Annotated in this window: 7 protein-coding genes and 1 pseudogene; 5 read left to right on the top strand and 3 right to left on the bottom strand. The window is 68.2% G+C overall.

Translation table 11 applies throughout. From position 1 onward, the window contains the following. The 3 genes and pseudogenes from V1Y59_RS20260 to V1Y59_RS20250 all read right to left on the bottom strand — a co-directional run. Window positions 1-1,400, bottom strand: a pseudogene (locus V1Y59_RS20260) (hypothetical protein); the annotation flags it as partial. Window positions 1,401-2,059: 659 nt separating this feature from the next. Then, window positions 2,060-2,542, bottom strand: coding sequence for a class F sortase (locus V1Y59_RS20255; protein ID WP_330506840.1), 483 nt, complete (start codon window positions 2,540-2,542; stop codon window positions 2,060-2,062). Window positions 2,543-2,684: 142 nt separating this feature from the next. Continuing rightward, window positions 2,685-3,842, bottom strand: a complete 1,158-nt coding sequence (locus V1Y59_RS20250; RefSeq protein WP_330506839.1) for a hypothetical protein — start codon at window positions 3,840-3,842, stop codon at window positions 2,685-2,687. A gap of 170 nt (window positions 3,843-4,012) precedes the next feature. Here V1Y59_RS20250 and hemL point away from each other — a divergent pair, with 170 nt between their 5' ends. The 5 genes from hemL to resB are packed head-to-tail and all read left to right on the top strand — an operon-like array spanning window position 4,013 to window position 9,280. Next, the gene (gene hemL, locus V1Y59_RS20245; protein WP_330506838.1) at window positions 4,013-5,344 is read left to right on the top strand and encodes a glutamate-1-semialdehyde 2,1-aminomutase; all 1,332 of its coding nucleotides are present in this window, start codon (window positions 4,013-4,015) and stop codon (window positions 5,342-5,344) included. Between the two features lie 20 nt (window positions 5,345-5,364). After that, on the top strand, window positions 5,365-5,973 hold the full coding sequence (locus V1Y59_RS20240; RefSeq protein WP_330506850.1) for a histidine phosphatase family protein: 609 nt from the start codon (window positions 5,365-5,367) through the stop codon (window positions 5,971-5,973). Between the two features lie 24 nt (window positions 5,974-5,997). After that, window positions 5,998-6,600 carry a TlpA disulfide reductase family protein gene (locus V1Y59_RS20235; RefSeq protein ID WP_330506837.1) on the top strand — a complete coding sequence of 201 codons (603 nt, stop codon included), beginning with the start codon at window positions 5,998-6,000 and terminating at the stop codon, window positions 6,598-6,600. Continuing rightward, window positions 6,597-7,415 carry a cytochrome c biogenesis CcdA family protein gene (locus V1Y59_RS20230; RefSeq protein ID WP_330506836.1) on the top strand — a complete coding sequence of 273 codons (819 nt, stop codon included), beginning with the start codon at window positions 6,597-6,599 and terminating at the stop codon, window positions 7,413-7,415. Before V1Y59_RS20235 ends, V1Y59_RS20230 begins: the two co-directional genes overlap by 4 nt. Continuing rightward, a complete protein-coding gene (gene resB, locus V1Y59_RS20225; protein ID WP_330506835.1) occupies window positions 7,412-9,280 on the top strand; it encodes a cytochrome c biogenesis protein ResB in 1,869 nt (622 codons plus the stop codon). The genes V1Y59_RS20230 and resB overlap by 4 nt, the downstream gene beginning before the upstream one ends.

Below are 9,280 nucleotides of genomic sequence, written 5' to 3'. Positions count from 1 at the left end.
GCTTCTACAATCACCAACGCCGCCACAGCGCGATCGGGATGGTGAGCCCGGTCGACTACGAGAACGCCGCGCGCACCGAACCCAAAGCCGCATAGAGGAGTCCTCCACGATTCCGGGGGAACCACACCATCGTCAGCGCTGTCGACGTTGGCAATGTCGTCGGCCGCGGTCTCGCTGCCGGTGTCGGCGATCTCGTTGTTGTCGGAGCCGTCCGCGGTGTCGGTGGTGTCGCGGTCCTCCGCGGGCGAGGCCGGCTCGGCATCGGTGGGCGCGGTGATAGACGCGCTGCTCGCCGACTGACTGTCGTCCTCGTAGACATCGTCGTTGCTCGGGTCGGCCTCACGGTCGTCGCTGCCGGTGGTGTCGGCGGTATCGGTCGCATCGTTCCGCGATGCACCCTGCGGGTCAACGGGTGTGCCGGTGCTGGGCGCCGCCGTCCGCTTGCCGCGCTTGGTGCGGGCTTGTCCGGCGGTGCAGGTGTCCTCGCCGCATTCACACGCCAGGGTTGCGCCAGGGATGCCCACGATCTCGCCGAACGCAAGAATGCGCTGACGGCCAAGGGTGCGCGGATCGTTCTTGCAGACGCGTGCCGCGACAAGCCGGGTGATGCGGTCACGCAGATGCACACCGTGTTCAGCAGGCATACAGGCATCAAGATTCATGTGCCCGCCGGCTTCATTGCTGAAGGTGATGTTCTCGAACGCTTCGGCAATCGCATCACGCGACTCGGCCGCCCCGTCCGGGTCGAGGCTGATCACCGCGTCGGCGAGATCGTCACGCAGGGCGGTGTCAGTCGAGGCCCGATTCCCCAGTTCCAGGGCGAGGTCTTCGAAACTGACCGGCTCATCAGCGTCGGGTTGCGGTTCGGGCTGCACCTCGGCATCCGGATCGGTGTCGTCGGCCTCGTCCAGGAGGTCGTCGAGGGTGGGATCGGTTGGCTCGTCCGCCGGCTCGTCGCTGTCGGTGGTGTCGTCCGGGTCGGGGAGTTGGTCGCGCAGATCGCCTTTGGGAGCGATGTCGGCGGCATGCACCATCACCGACATGCGGTGGGTGCTGAACTCGCCGGCCAGATAGGCCATCCGGATCTTCGGATACTCCTGCAGCGACGCGCCGAGTGAGTACCATTCGCCGGCTTTGGTTTTGTTGATCCGCAACGCCAGGGAGATCTCGCCGACCGCGGCGTTGCGGGCGGTCTGGCCGAAGATCATGCGGTGGCGGCCGTCAGCACCGAACAGTCGTTCGTTGTAGGCTCTTTCGCCGATCCGGTAGGCCATCAGCAGTGCGCGTGCTTCGGCTTGTCGACTCAACCGCAACGCGTCGCGCGCGAACGCCCCCAACCCCTCAGCACCGACCGACGACAGCAGAGTGTCGTCGGCGGTGGGGTCGGTGTAGGTGAACACGCGAGGCCTTTCGCGAGTGGGAACTGATGGGCGGGAACGAAACTGATATCAGGGTATCGGTTAGGTCTGACAACTTGGTCGGGTGAGCGGAGGCCTGTGGATAACGTTGGGTCTGCGCTTTTCGATTGGGTTCAGGATATCGGTGAGGTGTGACAAGTTCGTTGGTGCAATAGGTTTCGAGGTCTCGATACGTCCTCGCCTAGCGGCTCGGACTACTCGACCAACGAAGAGGGCGGCTCGGACTACTCGACCAACGGATGAAAGTTGCGGATCGGACTACTCGACCGACGGTAGGTGGAGCGGGGCGATCGATGTAGGTGAACACGCCAGGCCTTTCGTGAGTGGGAACTGATGGGCGGGAACGAAACTGATATCAGGGTATCGGTTAGGTCTGACAACTTGGTCGGGTGAGCGGAGGCCTGTGGATAACGTTGGGTCTGCGCTTTTCGATTGGGTTCAGGATATCGGTTAGGTGTGACAAGTTCGGTGGTGCAGGAGGTTTCGCTGGCTCCCAGGTCTCGATTTCGACAGGCTCAATCCGGCGGATACGTCCTCGCCTAGCGGCTCGGACTACTCGACCACCGGGTGGGGGTGCGCTCGGACTACTCGACCACCGGCTGGAGGGTGCGGCTCGGACTACTCGATCAAGGGGTGTGGCGCTATTTCCCGGCACTCGAGGCGACGAGATCGGCTTGCACGACCAGGTTCTCGTCGGTCAGACCCGCGTCGTCGAGTCGACATGTGACGAGCAAGAGTCGACCGGGTATCGGTTCGCGAAGCTCTGGCGCACTCTGGATCTCACCGTTGCGGCCGTACGCCCGCACCGACGACACACGATAGGTGAGCACGCCTGTCCGGGTCGCCACCGTCACCGATTCACCGACCGCGACGTCCTCGAGATCGTTGAACACGCCGTCACCACCGGACACCGCGTGCCCTGCGATGAAAGTCGTTCCCGGAGAATCTGTTCCCGGTTGCGAGCGGCACTCCAGCCAATAGGGGTCGGACAGGGTCGGCGGATCGATGGTAGGACACACCGACTCGGGAAGTACGCGGATCTGCTTGTCCAGGCCGATGGGCGCGATCATCAAGCGGGTAGGCTCCGACGCGGGCACGGCATCCTGCCGGTCGGCTGCCGGCACGACGACCGGGGTAGTGCTCGCGACGACGTCGCCTGCCGGTTGCGCATCGGTGCACGCGGCGAGACCGAGGCACAACCCGACAAGGAACGTTGCTGCAGCGCAACGGAAAACCATAGCCCGTGGCAACGAGTCCGGCGGTCGATCAGCCGCGACGAGCACGTCGTCGCCAGCCCACGCCGGCTCCGACCGCAACCGCGGCGGCCACCCCGAGCCCGGCGAGCGCGACTCCCGACGAGGTCTCGGTTCCCGACGTGACGTCGGCGCCGGTGTGGAAGGTCAGCCCGTCGCGGTAGGCGAGCGGCTTGTACTCGCCCTGGTCATCGGTGTAGCCGTACACCACATCACCGCGGGTGCCCGTGGTCGTCGTGATCTCCTCGCCGCCCGGCCCCGACGTCGGGGGAGTGTGCCCCGGTTCGACCTGCGGGAGGTCGACCTTCGGGATCACGATCGAGCCGCCGCCCCCACCGCCGATGTTGATCTCGATCGTCGGCCACTGCGGGATCACGATCGGCGGGACGGCCGGTGCCGGCGCCTCCGGTGACTCGGTGGTCGGGACTTCCGGCGTGGTCTCGACCGGCGGTGGCGCCGGCGTCTCCGGCACCTCGGTCGTGGGTGTCTCCGGGACCGTGGTCTCCGGTGTTGTGGTCTCGGGCGCCGTGGTCTCGGGTGCGGTGGTCTCCGGAGTCGTTGGCTCGGGAGTCGGCACCTCGGTCGTCGGCACCTCGACGGGCGGAGTCTCCGTCGGAGGAGCGGGAGGCACAGTGGTCGGAGTATCAGGCGTCTCGGTGGTGTCGGGCTCGCAGTCCTCGTCCTTCACCGGAGGCTTCGGCTTCGGATGGTGACCGTCGCCCTTGCCGCCGTCTCCCTTGCCACCATGACCCTTGTCCCCGTGGCCGCCCTTGCCGCCATGGCCCTTGTCCCCGTGGTCCTTCCCACCCCCATGGCCTTTGCCGCCGTCGTGGTCCTTGCCCCCACCGGACCCCTTGTCCCCATGGCCCTTATCCCCGCCGTGGCCCTTGCCGCCACCGGACCCCTTGTCCCCACCGGAGCCCTTGTCCCCACCGGAGCCCTTGTCCCCACCGGAGCCCTTGCCGCCGCCGGAGCCCTTGTCCCCACCGGACCCCTTGCCGCCCCCGGACTCCTTGCCGCCCTTCGACGAACTGCTCCCGGAATGCCCGCCCTGCGACGACGAACCGTCGCCCGCCACGGCAACCGCCGGCACCGCGAGCGAGATGGACAGCGCCGCAGCGGACGCACAGACAGCGATGCGCAGACGCGCAGAATTCCCCGACCGAACCATTTGCACAACCCCCCGAACCGAACAAATGCGATGTAAGCGTTTTACTGGACGAATGTGTCCCGTGAGTAGCCCGCGCAGGATCACGTGACCGACATCACGCCACCTGTCGTTCACTGAGAGCATGCTGAACGATTTTGGCCGCGTCGCGGCCGTTTGGAACACTGGAGCCCGTGACCCGATCCGCTGAAGTCGCCGCGAACTCCGCTGCTCTGTTCCGTCGAGCTGCCCAGGTCATCCCCGGAGGGGTCAACTCCCCGGTGCGGGCGTTCTCCGCGGTCGGCGGCGACCCGCGATTCATCGCTTCAGCGCAGGGCTGCCGACTCACCGACGTCGACGGCAACGACTACATCGATCTGGTCTGCTCGTGGGGTCCGATGATCCTCGGGCACGCCCACCCTGCCGTCGTCTCCGCGGTGCAGCAGGCGGCCGCCGGCGGCCTGTCGTTCGGCGCTCCCACCGAGGCCGAGGTCGAACTGGCCGAGGAGATCATCGACCGCGTCGACCCGGTCCAGCAGGTGCGTCTGGTCAATTCGGGCACCGAGGCCACCATGTCGGCCATCCGGCTCGCCCGCGGCTACACCGGCCGGTCCAAGGTCATCAAGTTCGCCGGTTGCTATCACGGCCACGTCGACGCGCTGCTCGCCGACGCCGGGTCCGGAGTCGCCACCCTCGGCCTGCCCACCTCGCCGGGCGTCACCGGCGCCTCGGCCCACGACACCCTGGTGCTGCCGTACAACGACCTCAAGGCCGTCGCCAAGGCCTTCGAAGAACACGGCGACGACATCGCTGCCGTCATCACCGAGGCCGCCGCCGGCAACATGGGCGCCGTCGCACCGCACGACGGCTTCAACGCCGGGCTGCGTGAGGTCACCCGACGACACGGCGCGCTGCTGATCATGGACGAGGTGATGACCGGATTCCGGGTGAGCCCGTCCGGGTGGTACGGCCTCGACGGTGTCGGCGGCGATCTCTACACCTTCGGAAAGGTGATGAGCGGTGGCCTGCCCGCCGCGGCGTTCGGCGGTCGTGCCGACGTGATGGAGCGCCTCGCCCCGACCGGCCCGGTCTATCAGGCGGGCACGCTGTCCGGGAACCCGGTGGCGGTCGCCGCCGGCCTGGCCACCCTGCGCGCGGCCGACGCAGCGGCCTACCGCACCCTCGACGACAACGCCGACCGCCTGTCCGCGCTGCTCACCGACGCCCTCAACGCCGCCGGCGTGGCTCACCGGGTGCAACGCGCCGGCAGCATGCTCAGCGTGTTCTTCACCGATTCGTCCGACCAGATCGTCGACTACGCGGGCGTCAAGGCGACCGAGACCTGGCGTTTCGCGCCGTTCTTCCACGCGCTGCTCGACCGCGGCGTGTACGCACCGCCGAGCGCATTCGAGGCCTGGTTTGTGTCCGCCGCGCTGGACGACGATGCTTTCTCACGTATAGCCGACGCACTGCCGGCCGCCGCCTCGGCGGCCGCCGCAGCTGTCAACCCAGCGGGGGAGCAGTAGTGACCAACACGATCGTCCACATGATGCGGCATGGGGAAGTGCACAACCCCGAAGGCATCCTCTACGGCCGGCTGCCCGGCTTCCGACTCTCCGACACCGGTCGCATCCAGGCACACAAGGTCGCCGACACCCTGGCCGACCACGACATCGCCGCGGTCTTCGCGTCGCCGCTGCAGCGGGCACAGGAGACGGCCACCCCGATCGCCGGCGGGCACGGCCTCGAAGTCGTCACCAACGACGAACTCATCGAGGCCGACAACGTCTTCGAAGGCCTCAAGGTCTCCGTCGGCGACGGCGCGCTCAGCAAGCCGCGGCACTGGCCCAAGATGCGCGACCCGTTCACCCCGTCGTGGGGCGAGCCCTACATCCAACTGGCCCACCGCATGCTGGCCGCCGCGAACAAGGCCCGCGACGCCGCCCGCGGCCACGAGGCCGTCTGCGTGAGTCACCAGCTGCCCGTCTACACCCTGCGCCGCTTCCTGGAAGGGCAGCGGCTCTGGCACGACCCGCGCCGTCGGCAGTGCTCGCTGGCGTCGCTGACCAGCCTGATCTACGAGGACGACGCACTCGTCGACATCATCTACTCCGAGCCCGCCGGCGCCTCGGACCCGTTGGCCACCGGGGCGTGACCGGGCCGGTGCGATAGGACGAGCGTGCGCAAGTTTTCCCTGCTGCTGACGATGTTGGCGGCCGTGATGGTGGTGACCAGCGGCTGCAGCACCGGCGACGACGCGGTCGCGCAGGGCGACACGTTCCAGTTCGTCTCACCCGGCGGGCAGACCGTCATCACCTACCCGCCGGAGCAGCGCAAGCAGATCGCCGAGCTGTCCGGGCCCGACCTCGTCACCGACGAACCGCTCTCCCTGAGTGACGACCGCTTCCGCGACAAGGTCGTCGTGGTCAACGTCTGGGGTTCCTGGTGCGGACCCTGTCGCGGCGAGGCCGACGACCTCGAGACCGTGTACGAGCAGACCAAGGATCTCGGTGTCGAATTCCTCGGCATCGACCTGCGCGACGACCGGCAGAGCGCCCAGGACTTCGTCGCGGACCGCAACGTCGGCTACCCGTCGATCTACGACTTCGGCGGCCTCACCCTCGCCGCCCTCACCACCCCGACCTCGGTGGTGCCCACCACCGTCGTCCTCGACCGGCAGCACCGTCCGGCCGTCGTGTTCCTCAAGGCTGTCACCGCCGAGGAACTCGACGCCGTGGTGCGGCGCGTCGCCGCCGAGGCCCCGGCACAGGCCGCGCCATGATCGCCGCGTCGACCGCCCTCGCCCCTCAGGCCGCCATCGGCGAGACCTTCGCCACCACCGTCTCCTCCGGGCCGCTGCTGCTGGCGCTCGCCGCCTGCATGATCGCCGGCCTCGTGTCGTTCGCCTCACCGTGTGTGGTGCCGCTGGTGCCCGGCTACCTCTCGTACCTGGCCGGGCTGGTCGGGGCCGAGGCGCCGGCGGTCGCCGTGGGCGAACCCGCCAAGCGCGGCGGCTCCCGTGTCGCCGTCGCCGCGGCGCTGTTCGTCCTCGGGTTCACCGTGATCTTCGTCGCCGCCACCGCCACCGTCCTCGGCATCACCAGCACCTTCGTGGTGAATCGTGAACTGCTGCAACGTATCGGCGGCGTGGTGACCATCGTGATGGGCCTCGTGTTCATCGGCCTGGTCCCGGCGATGCAGCGCGAGTTCCGGTTCGCGCCGCGGCGCATGTCCAACATCGTCGGGGCGCCACTGCTCGGCGCGGTGTTCGCACTCGGCTGGACACCGTGTCTCGGTCCCACCCTCGCCGCGGTGATCGCCACCGCCAGCGGCACCGAGGGCGCCACCGCCGCCAAGGGCGTCGCACTGATCGTCGCCTACTGCGCCGGCCTCGGCATCCCGTTCGTGCTGCTCGCGTTCTCCTCCGCATGGGCGCTACGCAGCCTCGGCTGGCTGCGCGACCACGCTCGCGCCATCCAGGTGTTCGGCGGCATCATGCTGATCGCCGTCGGCGTCGCCCTGGTCACCGGCGCGTGGGATCAGTTCATCGTGTGGGTCCGCGACGCGTTCATCACCGACACGGAGCTGCCGATATGACCGAGGTGACCACCGACTCCCGCGGCACCGTCGGCGCGCCGGGGCCACGCCGCCCGCACTGGGTGCGGCGCCGGGTGCTGTGGCCGGCGCGCAACCTGTGGCGCTCACTCACCTCGATGCGCACCGCGCTGATCCTGCTGTTCCTGCTGGCTCTCGCGGCGATCCCCGGCGCCCTGCTGCCACAACGACCACTTAACGAACAGAAGACGCTGGAGTACATAGCCGACCGCGGTTGGCTCGGCGAGTGGATGGACCGTCTCCAACTGTTCGACGTCTTCTCCAGCGGCTGGTTCACCGCCATCTACGTACTGCTGTTCATCTCGCTGGTCGGCTGCCTCACGCCGCGGATGATCGAGCACTTCCACACGCTGCGCGCCAAACCCGTTGCCGCGCCGCGAAATCTGTCGCGTCTGCCGCGACACATCACGATCGAGGTGGACGGAGAACCCGAGGAGATCGCGGAGCGGATCTCGGGCAATCTGCGTGGATGGCGGCGAGTGATCTCGATACGCCCCTCCGCAGGCTCCGGGGCTACTCGATCGACGGGGGAACGCCCCTTCGCAGGCTCCGGGGCTACTCGATCGACGGGGGATGGCCCCTCCGCAGGCTCCGGGGCTACTCGATCGACGGGGGAACGCCCCTCCGCAAGCTCCGGGGCTACTCGATCGACGGGAGAGGGCGCCCCAGCGGAGTCCGTCATCGAGGTCTCCGCGGAGAAGGGCTACCTGCGCGAGTTCGGCAACCTCGTGTTCCACTTCGCGCTGCTCGCGCTGCTGGTGTCGATCGCGCTCGGCAAGCTCTACGGCTACGAGGGAACCCGCAGCCTCGTCGCCGACGGCGAACAGGGCCTGTGCAACACATCGACCGCCGTCTACGACTCCTTCCGCGCCGGGAACCTGGTCGACGGCACCGACCTGTCGCCGTTCTGCATCCGGATCGACGACTTCGAGGCGACGTTCCTGCCCAACGGTCAGCCCGACATGTACACCGCGCAGGTCCGCTACGCCGAGGGCACCCCGTCGGCCGACGCGTCGACCTGGCCGACCTCGACCGTTCGGGTCAACGAACCGCTGCGAGTCGCCGGCGACCGCGTCTACGTGCTCGGCAACGGCTTCGCTCCCACCTTCACCGTGACCTTCCCCAACGGGGAGTCGCGCACCCAGACGGTGCCGTTCGTCCCGGACGAACTGCAGACGATGATGTCGTCGGGCGCGGCCCGCTTCGACACACCGGCCGGCCTGTACCCGAACCCCGACGAACGGCGCAGTCACCAGATCGCGGTGGAGGGGCTGTTCGCACCGACAGCGAACTTCCACGGCACGCTGTTGACGTCGTCGTCGCCGGAGCCGAACGACCCGCACGTCGCGATCCGCATCTACGAGGGCGACACCGGACTCGACACCGGCATGCCGCAGAACGTGTATGCGCTGGACCAGTCGCTCATCGATCAGGGCCGGCTGCAGCAACGCGCGCAGGTCAATCTGGGGCAGGGTGAGTCGCACCAGCTCGACGACGGCACCTCGGTGCGGTTCGACGGCTACCAGCGCTGGGTGTCGGTGCAGGTGTCCCACGATCCCGCCCAGATCTGGGTGTTGGTGAGCTCGATCGTGATGCTCGGCGGGCTGCTGGTGTCGTTGCTCATCCGCCGCCGGCGTATCTGGGCTCGGGTGGTCGCGCTGCCGGCGGCAGACGGCACGGTTTCCGACAACCCGGCCAAACGACGTACTGTAGTAGAAATCGCCGGTCTGGCGCGCACCGATCAGGCGGGTTGGGGCGAAGGATTCGAGGATCAGGCACGCCGCCTGGTGATCGACCCCGCCGACCCGGACGCCGCGCGCACGCCGAGGCGGACCCGGCGCCTCTAG

It is taken from the genome of Gordonia prachuapensis (assembly GCF_036350515.1).
Classification (GTDB): domain Bacteria; phylum Actinomycetota; class Actinomycetes; order Mycobacteriales; family Mycobacteriaceae; genus Gordonia; species Gordonia prachuapensis.
Note: the sequence above shows the minus strand (reverse complement) of the source record. Positions and strands in the feature narration are given on the sequence as shown.